This window comes from Streptomyces albus subsp. albus (assembly GCF_000719865.1).
GTDB classification, from domain to species: Bacteria; Actinomycetota; Actinomycetes; order Streptomycetales; family Streptomycetaceae; genus Streptomyces; species Streptomyces albus_E.
Window position 1 is genome coordinate 162,516 of record NZ_JOID01000009.1, and the last position, 17,513, is coordinate 180,028.

The 17,513-nt window shown below is 73.6% G+C and carries 12 protein-coding genes and 1 pseudogene; 4 read left to right on the top strand and 9 right to left on the bottom strand.

Features of this window, described 5'->3' with window-relative positions:
• Nucleotides 1–90 precede the first annotated feature (90 nt).
• The 8 genes and pseudogenes from IF83_RS0111965 to rsmI all read right to left on the bottom strand — a co-directional run bounded on the left by IF83_RS0111965 (nt 91) and on the right by rsmI (nt 11,114).
• Entirely contained in the window at nt 91–771 is a 681-nt protein-coding gene (locus IF83_RS0111965; RefSeq protein WP_030544098.1) for a response regulator transcription factor, read from the bottom strand.
• A 342-nt stretch (nt 772–1,113) separates the two neighbouring features.
• On the bottom strand, nt 1,114–3,171 hold the full coding sequence (locus tag IF83_RS0111970; RefSeq protein ID WP_030544099.1) for an outer membrane protein assembly factor BamB family protein: 2,058 nt from the start codon (nt 3,169–3,171) through the stop codon (nt 1,114–1,116).
• Nucleotides 3,172–3,496: 325 nt separating this feature from the next.
• Complete coding sequence (locus IF83_RS0111975) at nt 3,497–5,320, bottom strand: ABC-F family ATP-binding cassette domain-containing protein (RefSeq protein ID WP_030544100.1); 1,824 nt, start codon at nt 5,318–5,320, stop codon at nt 3,497–3,499.
• A gap of 237 nt (nt 5,321–5,557) precedes the next feature.
• A pseudogene (locus tag IF83_RS0111980) lies at nt 5,558–6,556 on the bottom strand (4-(cytidine 5'-diphospho)-2-C-methyl-D-erythritol kinase); the annotation flags it as partial.
• Between the two features lie 278 nt (nt 6,557–6,834).
• Nucleotides 6,835–7,827: a 16S rRNA (adenine(1518)-N(6)/adenine(1519)-N(6))-dimethyltransferase RsmA gene (rsmA, locus tag IF83_RS0111985; protein WP_244177011.1), complete on the bottom strand. Its 993-nt coding sequence runs from the start codon at nt 7,825–7,827 to the stop codon at nt 6,835–6,837.
• A 9-nt stretch (nt 7,828–7,836) separates the two neighbouring features.
• Nucleotides 7,837–8,856, bottom strand: coding sequence for a ubiquitin-like domain-containing protein (locus IF83_RS35440; protein ID WP_078843395.1), 1,020 nt, complete (start codon nt 8,854–8,856; stop codon nt 7,837–7,839).
• A 297-nt stretch (nt 8,857–9,153) separates the two neighbouring features.
• Nucleotides 9,154–10,149: a TatD family hydrolase gene (locus IF83_RS0111995; RefSeq protein ID WP_078843396.1), complete on the bottom strand. Its 996-nt coding sequence runs from the start codon at nt 10,147–10,149 to the stop codon at nt 9,154–9,156.
• Nucleotides 10,150–10,211: 62 nt separating this feature from the next.
• Complete coding sequence (rsmI, locus tag IF83_RS0112000; protein ID WP_030544105.1) at nt 10,212–11,114, bottom strand: 16S rRNA (cytidine(1402)-2'-O)-methyltransferase; 903 nt, start codon at nt 11,112–11,114, stop codon at nt 10,212–10,214.
• 138 nt (nt 11,115–11,252) lie between these two features.
• On the opposite strand from rsmI, the gene IF83_RS0112005 reads away from it, so the two are divergent.
• The 3 genes from IF83_RS0112005 to IF83_RS0112015 all read left to right on the top strand — a co-directional run bounded on the left by IF83_RS0112005 (nt 11,253) and on the right by IF83_RS0112015 (nt 15,751).
• A complete protein-coding gene (locus IF83_RS0112005) occupies nt 11,253–13,124 on the top strand; it encodes a dolichyl-phosphate-mannose--protein mannosyltransferase (protein ID WP_030544106.1) in 1,872 nt (623 codons plus the stop codon).
• Nucleotides 13,125–13,227: 103 nt separating this feature from the next.
• The gene (locus IF83_RS0112010) at nt 13,228–14,862 is read left to right on the top strand and encodes a penicillin-binding transpeptidase domain-containing protein (RefSeq protein WP_030544107.1); all 1,635 of its coding nucleotides are present in this window, start codon (nt 13,228–13,230) and stop codon (nt 14,860–14,862) included.
• A gap of 37 nt (nt 14,863–14,899) precedes the next feature.
• Nucleotides 14,900–15,751, top strand: coding sequence for an EamA family transporter (locus IF83_RS0112015; RefSeq protein ID WP_030544108.1), 852 nt, complete (start codon nt 14,900–14,902; stop codon nt 15,749–15,751).
• A 399-nt stretch (nt 15,752–16,150) separates the two neighbouring features.
• Here IF83_RS0112015 and IF83_RS0112020 read toward each other — a convergent pair whose 3' ends face one another.
• Complete coding sequence (locus IF83_RS0112020) at nt 16,151–17,311, bottom strand: RNA-guided endonuclease InsQ/TnpB family protein (protein ID WP_244177012.1); 1,161 nt, start codon at nt 17,309–17,311, stop codon at nt 16,151–16,153.
• A 23-nt stretch (nt 17,312–17,334) separates the two neighbouring features.
• Between IF83_RS0112020 and IF83_RS32010 the strand changes: the two genes are divergently transcribed.
• Nucleotides 17,335–17,513: transposase (locus IF83_RS32010; protein ID WP_208605869.1), on the top strand; the 179-nt coding region annotated here is incomplete at its 3' end.

Below are 17,513 nucleotides of genomic sequence, written 5' to 3' on the forward strand. Positions count from 1 at the left end.
CCGCCTCCGAGGCATCCGGGTCCTCCGCGCACTGCGTGCGGGCGCCGTCCCAGCACCGACTCCGGGCGTCGGCCGCTCCCGCCGACGGGCTCAGTCCCGCTCCGGGCGGGCCGCCGCCCGGTCCAGCAGCCCCGTCCGGGCCGCCAGGGCCGCCGCCTCCAGCCGGGAGCCGACACCCAGCTTCATCAGGACCCGCTGCACATGGGTGCGGGCCGTGCTGGGCGCTATCCCCATGCCCGCCGCGATCACCCGGGTGTCCTCGCCGTCCGCCACCCGCATCAGCACCTCGACCTCGCGGGGCGTCAGGATGCGCAGCAGCCGCGTCGCCTCGTCGTCCGGCTGGGCGGCCGGGTTGAGGAGTTCCGCGAACGCCCCCTGGAGCAACTGCGGCGCCACCGCCGCCTCGCCCGCGCGGGCCTTCACCATGGCCCGTTCCACGCCCTCGATGCGCTCGTCCTGCCGTACATAGCCCGAGGCGCCGGCCGCGAACGCCGCCGCTATCCCGCGCGGGTTCGGCACCGGCCCCAGCACGATCACCGCGACCTGCGGCCGCTCCCGCCTGATCCGCACCACCGGGTCGAACGCGCCGGGCTCCTCGGGAGTCGCGGTGCCCAGCAGGCACACGTCCGGCGCCCTGCTCACCACCAGGTCCGCGGCCCCGGCGCCCGGTGCCGCGGCGGCCAGCACGCGGTGCCCGCGCAGCTTGAGAGCCGAGGCCAACGCCTCGGCGAGCAGACGGTGGTCGTCGACCACGATGAGCCGCACGCCCATGAGCTCCTCCCCCATCCCCCGAAGCCCCCGGGCTCCCTTGGACGGGGAAGCTACACGCTCATGCGCCATCGCGCGCCCCCTACCTGGGAAAAGCGCCATGGAACGCCGGAATACCAGTCAATTCGGGACTGGATTGCGTCAGGCTCGGTCAGACGAAGATCGCCAGGCGAAGATCGGCCGGCACCGGCGCCGCGGACGGTTCCGGCGGCGCCCCCACCCCGACCGCCGCCGCCCGCGCGGCACATGGCGGCGGGCGGCGGCGTGCGCGGCATGCGAAAGGGCCCGGCCGAACACGCGCTGCCGCGTGCCGGCCGGGCCCTTCCTCGCGGGGCGGAGGCGGGATCACTCGCCGCCGAAGACCACCAGCAGATATTCCTTGCGGTCGTAGCTCCGCTCCGACATGAGCGTCTGGCCCATGTAGAGCCGGCCGCCCTCGTAGAGGAGGCGGACGTTCAGCGACGGCCGGTAGCTGGACTCGGTGTCGATGGAGTCCTTCGGGTTCTTCAGGTAGACCGTGCTCTTGAGCGTCTTCGGGTCGATGGCCATGACCTGGCCGCCCTGGTCGTAGGTCGGCTCCATGTAGGCGAGGAGCGTGCCGTTCTCCATCTGGAGCGGCGTCATGACGCGGCGTCCGCCGGCCTCCGCCTTGCCCCGCGCCTTGCCGGTGTCCAGGTCGAACGCGACGATCTCGTTGGTCCGCCCGTACTCCTCCTCCGCGCTCTCGTGCTCCTCCGTGCCCATGTAGAGGGAGTCCTCGTCAACGGCGATCATCTTGCAGTCCTCGACCTCGACGGCGCTGCAGCGGGCCGTGTACTTGCCGTTCTCCGTGGAGATGCGGCTGCGCATCTTGCCCTTGTCGTCGATCGCGATGATGTCGGACGTGCCGACGGCGCCGCCCGCGTCGACACCGATCACCAGGGGGTCGGTGGAGACGACGTGCACATAGTCGATGCCTTCGGGCACCTCGTACGAGAACTTCGGCTTGCCGGAGGACGGGTCGAGCTTCTGCACCTCGATCTTCGGGGCGTCGTAGCTGCCGCACTTGCGCACGGCGACCAGCCCGGTGCCGCCGCCGTAGCCGACGTCCTTGCAGTCCGAGGTCTGGTCGGGCCGCCACAGCTCCTTGCCCGTGCCGAGCTTCCATGCGGCGCCGCCGTAGAGACCGCCGGCCGCGACCACGTCCGGGCCGACCGTCACCTCGGAGAAGCGGACGTTCTCGTCGCCGAGGGAAACCTGCTTCTCCCACAGCTTCTTGCCGGTGTTGATGTCGAACGCGGCAACCCGGCTGCACGGCTGGACGCGGCCGTCGCTGCCGACCTTGCCGTCCTGGAAGAGAACCGCCGCCTTGCCGTCCTCGCTCGCGTGCTTGGAGCCCCAGCAGATCTGGCCGGCCAGCTCCAGAGTCCACTTCTCCTTGCCGTCGGACTTGTTGTAGCCGACCACGGAGTTGAGCGAGCCCTTGGCGAAGACCTTGTCGGTCACCCAGAGGCCGTCGACCTTCGTGACGTCGGTGAGCTTGGGCTTGTCGACGGTGTAGAGCAGTTCGGCGTCGGTCTTCGCGGGCTTCCCGCCACCGTCGCTGCCGCCACTGCCGCTGCCGTCGTCTCCGCCGGTGCCACCCGAGGAGTTCCCGGCCTCGTCCTTCTTGCCGTCACCGTCGTCACCGCCGGCCGCGACGAAGATCCCGGCCCCGATGATCAGCAGCACGGCGACCGCCGCGGCGATGATGATGATCATGCGCTGCTTGCCGCCCTGGCCGCCGCCGGGCGGCATGCCCTGGGCGGGCATCGGGCCGGTGGGCGGGTACATCGCGTACTGCTGCTGGCCGTACGGCTGCTGGCCGGGCTGGCCGTACGGCTGGCCGTAGGGCTGCTGGCCCGGGTAGCCGTAGCCGGGCTGGGTCGGCGGCTGCTGACCCGGGTAGCCGTAGCCGGGCTGACCCGGGGGCTGCTGCGGGTAGCCGTAACCGGGCTGCGCTCCCGGGGGCTGCTGCGGGTAACCGTAACCGGGCTGCTGCCCGGGGGGCGGCGGGGCCGGCGCGCCGAAGCCTCCGGCGGGCGGCGGGCCGGCCGGGGCCGCGGGCGCCTGCGGGGGCTGCCCGGCGGGCCCGCCCGGCTGCGGCGCGCCGGTGTCGGAGGGCTCGGGCCGGGACGCGTCGGGCTCGGGCGGGCCGGGCTGGGACGGCGCCGCCTCGGGCGCGTCCCGCTTGGAGAGATCCGGCTTGGGTGCTTCCGGCTGGGAGGCGTCCGGAGCCGACGGAGCGGACTGCGGTGCCGGAGGCGCCGGGGGCGGGCCGAAGCCGCCGCCCTGGCCCTGGGCCTGCCCGTCGGAACCGGAGTGGGAGTCGCCCCCTGGCGAACCGGAGGGGGGCTGATTGGGCGGTTGAGGCGGCTGCGACATCAGTTTTCCTCTTCACGCGGGCACATGGCCCGATATCGGTCTCCCCCGCGTCACCGGTGGGCGTGAAGCTCTCCGGAACGGAGCGAATCGGACACGAGGCCCGCCTGCCAAGGGCAGGACGAGCAAGGCTCTTTGTATCACCCGGCTCGAACGGCGCAGCCGCCGCTCGATGAGCTATCGAACAGCTGAGACCGGCCCGTGACGCGCTCGTTGCCGGGCCGCCATCGCACGCCGGGCCGCCGCCGCCGCGCCTTCCGGCCGGCTTCGGAACCGCCTCCGGTTGCCCGCCGGACCGCCTCCGCGGCGCCGCCCCGGCGGGGTCCGCTCAGACCTCGTCGGCGAGTTCCAGCCAGCGGGTCTCCAACTCCTCGCGTTCCGCGATGAGTTCGCGGAGTTCCGCGTCGAGCTTCGCGACTTTCTCGAAATCCGTGGCGTTCTCCGCGATCTGGGCGTGCAGCCCGGACTCCTGCTCGCCGATGCGGTCCAGCCGCCGTTCGATGCGCTGGAGGTCCTTCTTCGCGGCGCGGGCGTCCTTGGCCCCGGACCCGCCCGGCGCCTTCTGCCGGGCGGCCGCGGGAGCCGCGGCGGCCGGGCCGGGCGCCCGGTCCTGTTCGAGGACCCGCTGCCGGCGTTCCAGGTATTCGTCGATGCCGCGCGGCAGCATCCGCAGCCTGGCGTCGCCGAGCAGGGCCATGACGCGGTCCGTGGTGCGCTCCAGGAAGTACCGGTCGTGGCTGATGACCACCAGGGAACCGGGCCAGCCGTCGAGCAGGTCCTCCAGTTGGGTCAGCGTCTCGATGTCGAGGTCGTTGGTCGGCTCGTCGAGGAAGAGGACGTTGGGCTCGTCCATGAGCAGCCGCAGGATCTGCAGCCGGCGGCGCTCACCGCCGGAGAGGTCGCCCACGGGCGTCCACTGCTTCTCCTTGGTGAAGCCGAACTTCTCGCAGAGCTGCGAGGCGGTCATCTCGCGCCCCTTGCCGAGGTCCACCCGCTGCCGGACCCGCTCGACGGCCTCCAGCACCCGCCAGTCGCGGTCGAGTTCGGCGACCTCCTGGGAGAGATGGGCGAGTTTCACCGTCCGGCCGGCCTTGATCTTCCCGGCCGCGGGCTGCCGCTCACCGCCGCTGTACGCGGCCTCCGCCAGCGCACGCAGCAGCGAGGTCTTGCCGGCGCCGTTCACCCCGACCAGGCCGATCCGGTCGCCAGGGCCCAGTTGCCAGGTGAGGTGCTTCAGCAGCTCCTTCTCCCCGGCCCGTACCGTCACGTCCTCCAGCTCGAACACCGTCTTGCCGAGGCGGGAGTTGGCGAACTTCATCAGCTCAGCGCTGTCCCGCGGCGGCGGTACGTCCGCGATCAGCGCGTTGGCCGCCTCGATCCGGAACCGCGGCTTGCTGGTGCGGGCCGGGGCGCCGCGGCGCAGCCACGCCAGCTCCTTGCGCATCAGGTTCTGCCGCTTGGTCTCCTCGGTGGCGGCGATCCGCTCCCGCTCGGCCCGGGCGAAGACGTAGTCGGAGTAGCCGCCCTCGTATTCGTGGACGGCGCCGCGCTGGACGTCCCACATGCGGGTGGCGACCTGGTCGAGGAACCAGCGGTCGTGGGTGACGACGACCAGGGCGGAGCGGCGGGCCCGGAGATGACCGGCGAGCCAGGAGATCCCCTCGACGTCGAGGTGGTTCGTCGGCTCGTCGAGAACGATCAGGTCCTGCTCGGCGATGAGGAGCTTGGCGAGGGCGATCCGGCGGCGCTCACCACCGGAGAGCGGGCCGATGACCGTGTCCGGGCCCTGCGGGAAGCCCGGCATGTCCAGACCGCCGAAGAGGCCGGTGATGATGTCGCGGATCCGCGCGTTGCCCGCCCATTCGTGGTCGGCGAGATCGCCGATGACCTCCTGGCGGACGGTGGCCGCCGGGTCGAGCGAGTCGTGCTGCGTCAGCACGCCGAGGCGGAGACCGCCCGCGTGGGTGACCCGGCCGTCGTCGGGGGTCTCCAGCCTGGCGAGGATCCGGATGAGGGTGGTCTTGCCGTCACCGTTGCGGCCGACGACGCCGATCCGGTCGCCCTCGCTGACGCCGAGGGAGACGCCGTCGAGGAGCGCACGGGTGCCGTACACCTTTCCGACGGCTTCCAGATTGACGAGGTTCGTGGCCATTCCGCTCCTGTTTCCACGCCGCGCGGGGCGGCGTCCGTGTGGTGCCTCCCAGGGTAGTCGCCGCGGGCACACCGGCCGGACGGGCTGTGGACAACCGCGGACGCGGAGCGGCGGCGGGTCTCGTGCGGGCGGGGCCCGCGCACCGGGAGGGCTCCCTCACGCGGGCGGTCCCCTGTGCGCGGGCGGGCCCTCTCCCGCGGGTTCCCACGGGCTGCCCGGCCGGGGCACGGCCGCGGGTCACACGGCCGGGGGCACCGCTGCCGTACCCGGTGCCGCGGGGGTGGGTGCGGCACCGGACGCGGGCGCGGGTGTGAGAAGGGTCGCCCCCGCGGCCGGGGACGCGGCGACCCGGGCGGTGCGGCAGGTGCCCGAGTCGCGCAGGGCCGCCGCCAGGGCCTCCGCCTCGCCCGCCGACCCGGCGAGGAACGCGGTGGTCGGTCCGGAGCCGGAGACGATGCCGGCCAGCGCCCCCGCCCGGGCCCCCGCCGCGAGCGTGTCCGCGAGGGAGGGCCGCAGCGAGAGCGCCGCGGCCTGGAGATCGTTACTGGTCCCGCCGGCCATGAGGGCGTCCGCCAGCGCCGCGGCGTCTCCGGCGGCCAGGGCGTCGAGGAGCGGGCGGGACGGTTCCGGGTCGGGGACGTCCGTCACGGACGCGCCGGTACCGGAGACCTCGCGCAACCGGTCGCACTCGCGGTACACCGCGGGGGTGGAGAGCCCGCCGTCCGCGACGGCGAAGACCCAGTGGAAGGCGCCGCCCACACCGAGCGGGGTCAGCAGTTCCCCCCGGCCCCGGCCCAGCGCCGCGCCGCCGACCAGGCTGAACGGCACGTCGCTGCCCAACTCGGCGCAGATGTCGAGCAGTTCCTCGCGGCTCGCCCGGGTGCCCCACAGCGCGTCGCAGGCGAGCAGGGCCCCGGCGGCGTCGGCGCTGCCGCCCGCCATGCCGCCCGCGACGGGGATGTCCTTGGCGATGTGGAGCCGCACCCGCGGCTCAATCCCGTGGTGGGCGGCGAGGAGTTCCGCCGCGCGGGCCGCGAGGTTGGTGCGGTCCAGCGGCACCTGGCCGGCGTCCGGGCCGGTGACGGTGATGGCCGGCGCATCGGCCGGGGCGGCCGTGATCTCGTCGTGGAGGCCGACGGCCAGGAAGACGTTGGCGAGGTCGTGGAAGCCGTCCGGGCGGAGCCCGCCGACGGCCAGCTGCACGTTGACCTTCGCCGGTACGCGGACGGTGACGGACGCGCCCGCCGCCGGCTCCGCGACGACCGCACGGGGACGGACCCCCCGCCCCGCAGCGCTGCCCGGGCGGGCGCCCGGTGCGCTCTCGGGGGCGCCGGCCCGGCCACCGGCCCGGTCGCTGTTCGAGCCGCCGTCCGCGACGCTCGCGCTGCTGGGGCTGCTCGCGCTGCTGGGGCTGCTGGGGCTGTACGGGCCGCTCGGGCCGTGCGGCCCTTGCGCGCTGATTCCGGTCACTGGGTGTGCTCCGTGTCGTTCTTCCGGTCCGCTGCCGCCGCCGCTCACCGCTGCTGACGGCGCCTGGTCTCGTGCCTGCCGGCCCGCCCGCCGGCCGTACGGGCCGCGGTGCCGGCACCGGCACCCGCGCCGCCGCCGTCCCCGGGAACGTGGCCGGGCGGGTGGCCGGGCTTGTGCTCCGCGATCGCCGCGAACTCCTCCACCGTCAGGGACTCCCCGCGCGCCTGCGGCGACACCCCTGCCGCCACCAGCGCTTCCTCCGCCGCGGCGGCGGACCCGGCCCAGCCCGCGAGCGCCGCGCGGAGCGTCTTGCGCCGCTGGGCGAAGGCGGCGTCCACGACCGCGAACACGTCCTCCCGGGCGGCCGCCGTCCGCAGCGGCTCAGCACGGCGGACCAGCGAGACCAGCCCGGAGTCGACGTTCGGCGCCGGCCAGAAGACGTTGCGCCCGATGGATCCGGCGCGCTTCACCGTCGCGTACCAGGCCGCCTTCACCGACGGCACGCCGTAGACCTTGGAGCCCGGCGCCGCGGCGAGCCGGTCGGCGACCTCCGCCTGCACCATGACGAGCGTGCGTTCGATGCTGGGGAAGCGCTCCAGCATGTGCAGCAGGACGGGCACCGCGACGTTGTACGGAAGGTTGGCCACCAGGGCCGTCGGCGGCGGGCCGGGAAGCTCGGTGACGCGCATCGCGTCCGAGTGCACCAGCGCGAAACGGCCGGCGCGCTCCGGCAGGCGCGCGCCGACGGTGGCCGGGAGCGCGGCCGCCAGCACATCGTCGATCTCGACCGCCACCACGCGGTCGGCGGCCTCCAGCAGCGCCAGGGTCAGCGACCCCAGCCCCGGGCCGATCTCCACGACCGTGTCGTCGGGCCGCACTTCGGCGGTCCGGACGATACGGCGCACCGTGTTGGCGTCGATGACGAAGTTCTGGCCGCGCTGCTTGGTGGGGCGCACGCCCAGGGCCGCGGCCAGTTCGCGGACGTCGGCGGGGCCCAGGAGAGGGCCGGGCCCGTCGGTGTCGGTGCTCGTGCTCACCCGTGAAGCTTACGGCCGCGGCGGGGACGGCCCGCCGCCCACCCGTTCGGGCGCCCGGAACCCGGCGGCCCCGGCGGGCACCGGCCCCGCGGTCCCCCGCGGGAACCGGCCGAGGATGTCCGGGGAGGTCCGCCGGCTCGCGGGATACGGGGCCGGTCCCCCGGGGTTCCGTTGCTCCCCGCGGGCCCGCAGGACCCTGAGGACCGCGCGGTCGCGGGGAAAGCTGTCCGGCGGCGGCACAGTGGTGTCCCGGCCGCGCAGCACGGCCCCGGCCTCCTCCACGGCGTCCCGGACCGTGCCCGCGTTGGTGCGCAGGGTGCGTTCGTGGCCGTCGGCGGTCACCCTGACGGTCCGCGCGGTCCGCACTTCGAGGACGAGCCCGGAGCGCGGGATGCCGGCCCAGTGCGGCACCGAGAGATGGGCGCCCTCCGCGGGCACCCGGAGCTCGCGCAGCGCGCCCAGGACCGTGTCGGCGGTGGTCCAGCGCGGGCGGCGCTCGGTGTCCACGGTGAGGTCCAGCGGCTTGCCGCGGCGGACGGCGATCCGGTCGCCGTCCGCGAGGACGCGCCCGGGCACCGGGTCGACGGCGTCGTGCGGGCCGAGGCGCACACCCTCCTCGTCGAGGAGCTCGCCGATGTCGGCGGCGAAGGTGTGCAGTGTGCGCTGCCGGCCGTCGACGCTCAGCCGGACCGCCTTGTCGTGGGCGAGGAACGCCCAGGTGCCGCCGGCCGGCGCGACCACGACCAGCGCCTGCGGGACCAGCCTGCGCAGCCGCTCCAGGCGCGCCGGCCGGTGCCCGCGCCGCGCCGCCCGCCGCCTCCCGCCCGGGGCGGAGCCCTCACGGGGGAGACCGGGAACGGTGACCGCGCCTGGGTCGGTACGGGGCGGGGGCGGCGGGGAAGGCCGGGCCCCCGCCCCGTCGCCCGCCCCCGCCCCGGCCCCGGCCCCGGGCGCGGATTCCCCGCTGCCGTCGACCGGTCCGCGGCCGGAGGGGTGATCGCCCCGGGGGCTCCCCTGATGTGTGCTCACAACGCTCCATGTCCGGCGGTCGGAGGCGGACTGTAGCGGAGCGGCGGTCACTCTCCAAAGTGGTACGACTACTTAACGTGCGGATCGTATGCCCGCGCGTCACCCCGGTCTCCGGCCGGTCGGCGTGCCCTCCGGCCGGACCCTCCTGCCTCCGGCCGGACCCTCCTGCCTCCGGCCGGGCACCCGCGCCTCCAGCCGGTCCTCAGCCCGGCTCGGCCCAGCCCGGCTCGGCCCAGCCCGGGATCCAGCCCAGCCCGGCTCAGCCCCGCTCCCCTCGGCTCCGGCCGCGCGTCCGGCTCAGTAGCCGAAGGCGCGCGCCGTATTGGCCGCGACCGCCTCCGCCAGTTCGTCCTCCGTGACGCCCTTGACCTCGGCCATGGCCCGCAACGTCAGCGGAATGAGGTACGGGGCGTTGGGCCGTCCGCGATAGGGCGCCGGGGTCAGGAAGGGCGCGTCGGTCTCGACGAGCAGCAATTCGAGGGGCGCGACGGCGAGGGCGTCGCGCAGCGGCTGCGCGTTCTTGAACGTGACGTTGCCCGCGAACGACATCAGGTAGCCCTTGCCGGCACAGACCTCGGCCATCTCCGCGTCCCCGGAGAAGCAGTGGAAGACGACCGTGCCGGGGGCGCCCTCCTCTTCGAGCACCCGCAGCACGTCCGCGTGCGCCTCCCGGTCGTGGATGACGAGCGCCTTGCCGTGCCGCTTGGCGATCTCGATGTGCCGGCGGAACGACCGCTCCTGCGCCGCCATCCCCTCCGGCCCCGTACGGAAGTAGTCCAGGCCGGTCTCGCCGACGCCCCGCACCTGCGGCAGCCCCGCGAGCGCATCGATCTCCGCGAGGGCGGCGTCGAGCGCCGCCTCACCGCCGGGTTCGCGGGCACCCTGCCGGGACCAGCCGTCGGGGTCGCCCAGGACGATGCGCGGCGCCTCGTTGGGGTGCAGGGCCACGGTCGCCCAGACGTTCTCGTGCGCGGCCGCCGTTTCCGCCGCCCAGCGGGAGCCGGCGATGTCGCAGCCGACCTGCACCACGGTGGTGACACCCACCGCCGCCGCCTTGTCCAGCGCCTCCCCGACCGTGCCGGACTGCATGTCCAGATGGGTGTGCGAGTCGGCGACCGGCACACGCAGCGGCTCCGGCAGCGGCGGCGGCGCGTTCTTGTCGGCCTTCCCGCCGCCACCGCCCGCGCTGCCGGCCTTCCCGCCGCCGCCCCCGGCGCTTCGGACCCCGCCGTCGCCGCCGCCCTTCCGGCTTCCGCCGTCCGCCGTTCCGCCAGGTGATGTCGCTGCCGCCATACCGGCGAGTTTACGGGCCGCGCCGGCGGGGCCGCGGCGCCCGGCCGGGGCCGACTCCCCGCTCAGCCGCCCCGCACCGCGCCCTTCGCGGCGTTCCCGGCGGCGCCCTTCCCGGCGTCCTTCGCGGCGTTCTTCGCCGCCACCACCGCGTCGAACACCTCGCGCTTCGGCAGACCCGCCTCGGCCGCGACCGCCGCGATCGCCTCCTTGCGCCGCTCACCGGCCTCCTCGCGCACCCCCACCCGGCGCACCAGCTCCGCCGGGTCCAGCTCGGCCGGGCCCCTCTCCGGCGCGCCCTCGACGACCACGGTGATCTCGCCCCGTACGCCCTCGGCCGCCCACGCGGCCAGTTCGGCCAGCGGCCCGCGCCGCACCTCCTCGTAGGTCTTGGTCAGCTCCCGGCAGACGGCGGCGCGCCGCTCCGCGCCGAACACCTCGGCCATCGCGGCCAGGGTGTCGTCCAGCCGGTGCGGTGCCTCGAAGTAGACGAGGGTGCGCCGCTCGTCCGCCACCTCCCGCAGCCTGCCCAGCCGCTCCCCCGCCTTGCGCGGCAGGAAGCCCTCGAAGCAGAAGCGGTCGACCGGCAGCCCCGACAGCGCCAGCGCCGTGAGCACGGCGGACGGCCCCGGTACCGCCGTCACCCTGATGTCCCGTTCCACCGCGGCCGCGACGAGCCGGTAGCCGGGATCCGACACCGACGGCATCCCGGCATCGGTGACGAGCAGCACCCGCGCACCCCCGGCCAGCGCCTCCACCAACTCGGGCGTCCGGGCCGCCTCGTTGCCCTCGAAGTACGACACGACCCGCCCGCGGGTCTGCACGCCCAGCGCCTGGGTGAGCCGCCGCAGCCGCCGGGTGTCCTCCGCGGCCACCACGTCGGCCGCGGCCAGTTCCTCCGCCAGCCGCGGCGGCGCGTCCGCTACGGCGCCGATGGGCGTCCCTGCCAGTACGAGCGTTCCAGTCACCCGGCCATCCTCGCAGCTCCGCAACGCCCGGCCGCCGTCCGCGGCCGCGACGCCCGGAGCCGCACCCGGATCCGTCACCGTGCCGTCACCGACAGCGGCCGTCACCCGGCCGGCGGCGGCGTTCCCTACGATGGCGCGGTGACCAGTGACACCGCCACCGGCTCCCGGTACGAGCACGAGCTCGGCGAGCAGCCCTCCGGGGCGTCGGTTCCGGGTGCCGGCCCGACCTCCTGGCAGCTGCGGCTGCGCCGCTACGGATACGTCGAACAGCGGCCCCGGGTCCCGCTGCGCGACCGGCTGGTCCCCCCGTACCGCACCGCGGGCAGCCGGATGTGGACCGCCCTCGGCCTCGACCCGTACACCGCCGAGAAGCTGGTGCGGTGGGCGGCCTGGGCCGGTCCGCTGCTGGTCGCCCTGATCGCGGGACTCCTGCGCTTCTGGCACCTCGGCAGCCCGCACGGGGTGATATTCGACGAGACGTACTACGCCAAGGACGCCTGGTCACTGCTCCAGCTCGGCTACGAGGGCAGTTGGGGGGAGAAGGCCGACAAGAAGATCCTGGGCGATCCGCAGAGCATCCCCCTCAACCCCGAGCACAGCTACGTCGTGCACCCGCCCGTCGGGAAGTGGACGATCGCCCTCGGTGAGGCCCTGTTCGGGCTCCACCCGCTGGGCTGGCGGTTCATGCCGGCCGTGCTCGGCACGCTGTCCGTGCTCATGGTGTGCCGCATCGGACGGCGGCTGTTCCGCTCCACCGCCCTCGGCTGCCTCGCGGGCGCGCTGCTGGCCGTGGACGGGCTGCACTTCGTCATGAGCCGGACGGCGCTGCTCGACCTGGTGGTGATGTTCTGGGTGCTGGCCGCCTTCGGCGCACTGCTCATTGACCGGGACAAGGCCCGCGCCAAGCTGGCGGACGCCCTCACGGACAGGAAGGGCGGCACGGACAGAAAGGGCGGCACGGACACCAGGGGCGGCACCGCGGAAGACGCCGCGGAGGAGACGGACCCCGTCCGGCCCGACCCTCTCGTCGGTGACCGCCTGGGGCTCGGGCTGCGGCCGTGGCGGCTCGCCGCCGGGCTCTTCCTCGGCCTGGCCTGCGCCACGAAGTGGAACGGCCTCTACATCCTGGCGGTCTTCGGCCTGCTGACCGTCCTCTGGGACGCCGCCGCGCGCCGCACGGCCGGCGCCCACCGTCCGTACCGGTCGATGCTGCGCCGCGACGCGGGACCGGCGTTCCTCTCGATCGTGCCGGTCGCCGTGGTGACGTACATCGCCTCCTGGGCGGGCTGGTTCCTCACCCGCGGCGGCTACTTCCGCGACTGGGCCGAGGGCCGCCGGGGTCTCTCACCGGACTCCGTCTCCCTGGCGGGTCTGCGGGTCCCGCTGCCGCAGGTCGACATGACCTGGGTGCCGGCGCCGCTGCGCAGCCTGTGGCACTACCAGTCCGAGGTCTACAACTTCCACGTCGGGCTGACCACTCCGCACACCTACGAGTCGAACCCCTGGTCCTGGCTCGTCCTCGGCCGTCCCGTCTCGTTCTTCTACGAGTCGCCGCAGCCCGGCCAGGACGGCTGTCCCGCCGGCACGGCCGACAAGTGCGCCCGGGAGGTCCTGGCCCTGGGCACGCCGGTGCTGTGGTGGGCCGCGTGCTTCGCGGTGCTGTACCTCGTCTACCGCTGGGGCCTGCGGCGCGACTGGCGCGCGGGCGCGATCCTCTGCGGCCTAGCGGGCGGCTGGCTGCCCTGGTTCCTCTACCAGGAGCGGACCATCTTCTTCTTCTACGCGGTGGTCTTCGTCCCGTTCCTGTGCCTCGCGGTGGCGATGATGACCGGCGCGCTCCTGGGCCGGCCGGGCTCCTCGGAACAGCGGCGGATCCTGGGAACCGTGGGCGCCGGAGTGCTCGTCCTGTTGATCGTCTGGAACTTCGTCTACTTCTACCCGCTCCATACAGGACAGCCGATTCCGCTCTCCGACTGGCAGGACCGGATGTGGCTGGACACCTGGGTGTGAGGTCGGAGGGATGCCGTAGAGTGCGCCGCGTCGCGTCCCGCACGGGGTGTTGTCCAGCCTTGCCCGATGTACGAAGTCCGAAGTGTCTGTGGGGGTTTCTCCAATGCGCAGTGGCGCGAAGGCCGCCGTCATCGGCGGTGTGTTCACGGCGATGGTGGGGGCCGCGGGTTACGGCGTCTACGGTCTGACGTCCGGCGACGGCAGCGGGGACGGCACCACGACCACCACGGCCGCCCAGCCGGAGGTGAAGACCGGCCCGCCCAGCGCGGAGGAGATACGCGAGGCCTCCGAGGGGTTCCTCACCGCCTGGGCCGCCGGCGAGCCGGCGAAGGCCGCGGAGTTCACGGACGACAGCACCGCCGCCACCAAGGCCCTGACCGGCTATCGCGAGGACGCGGCCGTCGAGAAGGTCACCCTGCAGCCCGGTGCGGCCACCGGCGCGAAGGTCCCCTTCGGGGTCACCGCGGAGGTCGTGTACAAGAAGGACCGGGCGACCGTGTCCTACGACTCCTCGCTGACCGTCGTACGGGACGAGACCACCGGCAAGGCGCTGGTCCGGTGGGAACCGTCCGTCGTCCACCCGGAGCTCGGCGAGGGCGACACCCTCGTCACCGGCGAGTCCGACGCCCCGCCGATCAAGGCTCTGGACCGCGACGGCGAGGAGCTGACCAAGGAAGACCACCCTCAGCTCGCCGAGGTACTGGCCAGCCTGCGCGAACGGTACGGCGACAAGGCCGGCGGCAAGCCCGCCGTGGAGCTGGCCGTGGAGCGCGAGAAGGGCGACGAGCAGCCCGACAAGACGCTGAAGGTCCTGGCCGAGGGCGAACCGGGCGAACTGCGGACGACCATCGACGCCGGCCTCCAGAGCGCCGCCGAGAAGGCGGTGGCCAACCGCTCCAAGGCCGCGGCCGTGGCGATCAAGCCCAGCACCGGCGAGATCCTGGCGATCGCCAACGCCCCGGCGGACGGCTTCAACGTCGCGCTGCGCGGTTCGCTGGCGCCCGGTTCGACGATGAAGGTCGTGACCTCCGCGATGCTGCTGGAGAAGGGCCTGGCGTCCCCGTCGAAGGCACACCCGTGCCCCAAGTACCACTCGTACGGCGGCTGGAAGTTCCAGAATCTCGACAAGTTCGAGATCAAGGGCGGTACTTTCGCGCAGAGTTTCGCCGCCTCCTGCAACACGGCCTTCATCTCGCAGGCCGAGGAGCTGTCCGACAGCGACCTCGGCAAGACCGCCCGGGACCTCTTCGGCATCGGCCTCGACTGGCAGACCGGTGTGGTGACCTTCGACGGCGCCGTACCCACCCAGAAGGACGCGCCGATGGCCGCATCCCTCATCGGCCAGGGCGGCGTCCGGATGAACCCGCTGACCATGGCGTCCGTTTCGGCGACGGTGAAGTCGGGCGTCTTCCGGCAGCCCGTGCTCGTCCCGGTGTCGGTGGACAACCGCACGCTCGCCAAGGCGCCGCGCACCATGTCGGCCGGCACGGCGGACGCGCTGCGGGGGCTGATGCGGCTCACCGCGACCTCCGGGACGGCGGCGGAGGCGATGGCCGGGCTCGGTGGTGACATCGGCGGGAAGACCGGTTCGGCGGAGGTCGACGGTCAGAAGAAGCCCAACGGCTGGTTCACGGCGTACCGAAACGACGTCGCGGCGGCGGCGGTCGTCCCGGCGGCGGGCCACGGCGGCAAGACGGCGGGGCCGATCGTCGCCGAGATCCTCCGCGCCGGCGGCTGACCCCGGCGCAGGCGCGGCCCGCGGCGGGGGTTGGAGAGTGACACCGCTGATCGCCGCGGCCGTGCTCGCCGCTGCGGTGACCCACGCCGGCTGGAACGCCATCGCGCACGGCATCAGGGACCAACTGCTGGCCTTCACGCTGGTGGGCGTCGGGGATCTTCTGGTCGTGGTGGTGGTGGCCTGCTTCGTTCCCGTGCCGGCCGCGGCGGCCTGGCCCTGGCTGATGGCATCAGTGGTCCTCCACGTGCTGTACATGGTGCTGCTGATGCAGTCCTTCCGGCTCGGCGACTTCGGGCAGATGTACCCGATCGCCCGGGGCACCGCGCCGCTCGTCGTCACCGTGCTCGCCATGGCCCTGGTCGATGAACGGCCGAACGCGTGGCAGACAGCGGGGGTGGCCGTGGCCTCGGCCGGCCTGCTGGGTGTCGCCCTGTGGGGCGTGCGGAGCACGGGCACCCGCCCGCACTGGCCCGCGATCGGTGCGGCCGGCGCCACGGGGTTGGCCATTGCCGCGTACACAGTCGTCGACGGCATAGGGGTCCGCGCCGCGGGCAGCACGTTGGGCTACACCGCCTGGCTTCTCGCCTTCCAGAGCCTGCCGATCCCGCTCTACGCGCTGGCCACCCGTCGCGGCCGGCTCCTTCGCCAGGTGCGGCCGGTGCTGGCCCGCGGGCTGCTGGGCGGGGCGATGTCCACGGTGGCGTACGCCTTGGTGCTGTGGGCCCAGACCCGTGCGCCGCTCGCACCGGTGGCGGCCCTGCGCGAGTCGTCCGTCATAGCGGGGGCGGCAATCGGGGCGCTGCTGTTCAAGGAACGGTTCGGCGGGCCGAGAATCGCGGCAGCCGCACTGATGGCTCTCGGCATCGGCCTCATGCTCCGAGGCGGGTGAGGAGGGGGGTAGTGAGGAGGGGGGTAGTGCGGAGGAGGCACGTGAGGAGGAGGCGCGTGAGGAGAGGAGGGGGATGAGGGGAGGAGGCGGATGAGGGTCGGAGGGCGCGGGCCGGGAGCCTCTGTCGCGGGCCGAGGGTTCGGGGCTCGGGTGCGGAATGCGGGTCGGGGCGCGGGGCGCGGGCCGACGGTGCGGAGTGCGGGCTGAGGCGCAGAGACCCGACGGACGGGACCGGTGTAGGGCGGTCGGAGTGGTTCGGGAGCGGTTGTGAGAACGGCGCAGTCAACTACTCGGCCCTGAAGGACCGAGCTTGTTGGCTCAGTCCGGAAAGGCTCCGTTTATGCTCCCGACTGCCCCCTACGACAGGACGGTCACGGGTCACATCTACCGGTCTCCGCGCTATGCGGGGGCCGGGTCGGGCATGTTGACGAATACCCACGCCGTGGCCCCTCGCTTGGCGATGTTGACCCCGGCGACGTGGTCGGCGGGCCCAGCGAGGCCGCACCGACGACAGTGGAAGTGGTCCCGAGTCGGGCGGTTGGCGCGCTCGGTGTGGCCGCAGCGCGGGCAGCGCTGCGAGGTGTGGGCCGGGTCCACCTCGATGAACGGGACGCCGGCGCGCTTCGCCTTGTAGGCGATGAACGCGCCGAGCTGGTGGAACGGCCAGGAGGACAGTCGTGCTCGCTGGTCGCGGGGAACCGTGACCCGTTCACGGATGCCCCGTAGTTCTTCCAGGGCGATGCCGCGTTCGGTGCGTTGGGCGACAGCAACGACGGTCTTGGAGATCGTGTGGTTGATGTGGGTGGCGTGCCGGGCCTCGCGGCGGGCGCGCTTCTTCAGAAGTTGCTTGGCGCTGCGGGTCTGTTTGGCCTGGAGTTCGGCCTTCTTGCGGGCCTGCCACCGGCGGTACCGTCCGAGGCGGCGGCCGGTGTGGTTGTCCCCGTCGGATGTGGTGGCGAGGTTGGTGATGCCCCGGTCCAGGCCGATGAAGCCCTTCGGGGCGAACACCTCGGGAGCGGGGACGTCGAGAGTGGCGATCAGGAACAGTCTGCCGTCGCGCTGGATCAGGTCGGACTCGCCTTTGCGGTGGGTGGTGAGCTGCTTGAGCGCGGCGGGCGAGCAGGCGAAGCGGACGTTCTTGATCCGGCCCGCGAGGGTCCAGATGCTCACGGTCTGCGCGTCGTAGTTCCACGACAGGCAGCGGTCGTCGTAGGTGTGGGCCGCGTCGGGCCGGAAGGTGATCGGCTTGGACTCCGCCTTGCGGCGGCGTTTGGATCCCTCGGGGCCGAGGTTCCCGGCCTTGATGGTGGCCCGCAGCGTCGCGTAGGCGTCGGCGACCCGCTTGATGATGTGCTGCGCGGCCTGGGCCCCGAACCCGCGGGCCTTCAGCTCGCCGTAACACAGGGTGCGCAGTTCCCGGACCGTTCCCCGGAGGCGGAAGTGCTCGAAGGAGATGGCGGATACCCAGGTGGCCGCCTCGTTCGCCGCGTGCACCGTGCGCTCGACCGCCGCTGCCTGCACGGCATCGGGGGTGAGTTTCACCTGCACGACGAGTTTCACACCGCCGATCGTAGCATTGGCCTATGTCACCTCGATGGGTATCAAATCCTGATGTACGCAAGGGAAGAAGCGTCGTCCACACTCTGCACGCGCACTTGGTCTTTACGCCGAAGTACCGGCGGAATGTCTTCACCGACGCGGTCCTCACCCGCTGCGAAGAGGTCATGCGCAAGGTCTGCGAGGACTTCGGCGCGGAACTCAA

Coding starts and splice junctions, on each gene's coding strand:
- IF83_RS0111965 (WP_030544098.1), bottom strand. CDS start 771: ATGGGCGTGCGGCTCATCGTGGTCGACGACCACCGTCTGCTCGCCGAG.
- IF83_RS0111970 (WP_030544099.1), bottom strand. CDS start 3,171: ATGTCGCAGCCGCCTCAACCGCCCAATCAGCCCCCCTCCGGTTCGCCA.
- IF83_RS0111975 (WP_030544100.1), bottom strand. CDS start 5,320: ATGGCCACGAACCTCGTCAATCTGGAAGCCGTCGGAAAGGTGTACGGC.
- IF83_RS0111995 (WP_078843396.1), bottom strand. CDS start 10,149: ATGGCGGCAGCGACATCACCTGGCGGAACGGCGGACGGCGGAAGCCGG.
- IF83_RS0112010 (WP_030544107.1), top strand. CDS start 13,228: ATGCGCAGTGGCGCGAAGGCCGCCGTCATCGGCGGTGTGTTCACGGCG.